At 49.5% G+C, this 1812-nt stretch carries 1 protein-coding gene; it reads right to left on the minus strand.

All coding sequences use genetic code 11. The features are described from left to right. Positions 1-401: 401 nt before the first annotated feature. The gene (locus EDM57_RS22770; protein ID WP_193373885.1) at positions 402-1688 is read right to left on the minus strand and encodes an IS110 family RNA-guided transposase; all 1287 of its coding nucleotides are present in this window, start codon (positions 1686-1688) and stop codon (positions 402-404) included. Positions 1689-1812: the final 124 nt, after the last annotated feature.

Below are 1812 nucleotides of genomic sequence, written 5' to 3' on the forward strand. Positions count from 1 at the left end.
CTCCCACTATAAAGTAATGTTTTCTCCTGTTTTCTCGCTCATTCTCTGTTTTTTAACTTTGACATCTTAAAGCTCTTGTCGGAAGATTGAAGGAGATACAAATATTTCTGTAAGGGCTGTGGCGGGAATAGAGCCTGCAATCACCAGTTTCCAGACTGTGGATAAAAAGGTATGATCGCACAGTGGATCTCCACATCCGCCCTCGGGGTTTACCCTCCCATGTCACGCTGGGTCTATGCCCTTACATTCCTTCGTTCTACCTCTCAAGGGGTGGAGGCCGATTCTAGCTCCTCGACTGGGTCGTTGCCCTTATGGATTATAATTCTTCGGCTTCTCCGGTGCTTCCGTTGTCATGGTTGTACACATGTGAATAAGCGAGATGACAGGTTTGTTGATAAGCTTTATGCAGCACTTTGTTGTAGCTGGGCTTGTCGAATCGGCCCCAATACTTCGTTTGCGTTATACTCTTTCTGCTTTGTCCCCAGTGTATAGAGGACGCGAACCAGTTTTCCACATAAGGCGATAATCGATTGCTTCTTCTTGAGCGGATTTTGACTACGCGTTGTATAATACTCGTGGAGCGCTTTAAACTCTTTGTTTTTGGCTACCATCGGCAGCATGCAGCGGAACAAGATGCCTCTTAGGCGAGAGCGCCCCCGCTTGCTGATTCCGGTCTTTCCCTTACGTTTTCCAGAGCTGTTCTCCGTCAGATTCAGCCCAGCCAGACGGATGATCTGCTGTCCATGGTCGTAGTTGTTCAGATCGCCAACCTCCGCCAAGAAGCCGGCGACGGTCAGAATGCCAATCCCTGGGATGCTCAGCATTTGCTTCGTTCCGGGGATCTTCTCCAGAATCTGCAGGACTTCCGTCATAATGCTTTCTTCTTGCTTGCAGTACAGATCGTACTGCTGCAGCAAGGCGGCAAGCTCGATTCGGGCAGCTGTCAGCCCCTCGGTAAGCCCGATAGAGACCGTAGCGGCAGCATAGAGCTGCTCCGCTCTCTTGATGCCCACTCCACGCTTGATTTCCGTCTTCCAATGTGTGAGAACGCCTCTGGCGCCTATCGAGACAATCTCCTCTGGAGTGGGAAACTGGCGCATGGTCATCAGTGATGCCTTGCCTTCCCAGTCCTTAAACACTTGTGGATACTCCGGAAAGTAGCGGTCAAACCAGTTTGTAATCCGAGCTTTCACTTGATTCAAGCTCACCATGACCTTCTCCCGAAAATTCATCAGAATGCGTAGCTCTGCATATTCCTTGGTCGGCAAATTGGGCTCTGAATATTTCCCGCTCCGAATCAGGTCGGCAATGACCTTCGCATCCTTGTAGTCGCTCTTGGTCTGCGAGTTGTCCTCAAGTTCTTTGCTCTTGTTCACATGGTGCGGATTCACGACGACGACCCTGATGTCTTGCTCCTTCAAAAATGCCGCTAACGGGAACCAGTAGTGTCCGGTAGGCTCGATGCCAAATACGATGTCGGTTTTCTCATGTATCCGGCCAAGCTCCTTCATCCACGCAGCCAGTTTCGTTAGCCCCTCCTGATCGTTGTGGAACACACATTCTTTCCCAAGCTCAATGCCTCGGAAATCCACGGCTCGAGCTACATGAATCTTTTTGGCGATGTCCGCGCCAACAACCAGTGTTTTTTCGGTAATTCGTGTAATCCGTTGATTCTGTTTCTGTTTCAGCTTATACTTCATGTAGAGCGTCCTCCTTTTCATTAGGGCAGTGAATGTGACCATTCCAAGACCCAGCATACAGGAGGCGCTTTTTTCTTTCAAAGCTCAAATTTCTTCATTACAGGAATGGCTC

The sequence above is a fragment of the Brevibacillus gelatini genome (genome assembly GCF_003710935.1).
GTDB classification, from domain to species: Bacteria; Bacillota; Bacilli; order Brevibacillales; family Brevibacillaceae; genus Brevibacillus; species Brevibacillus gelatini.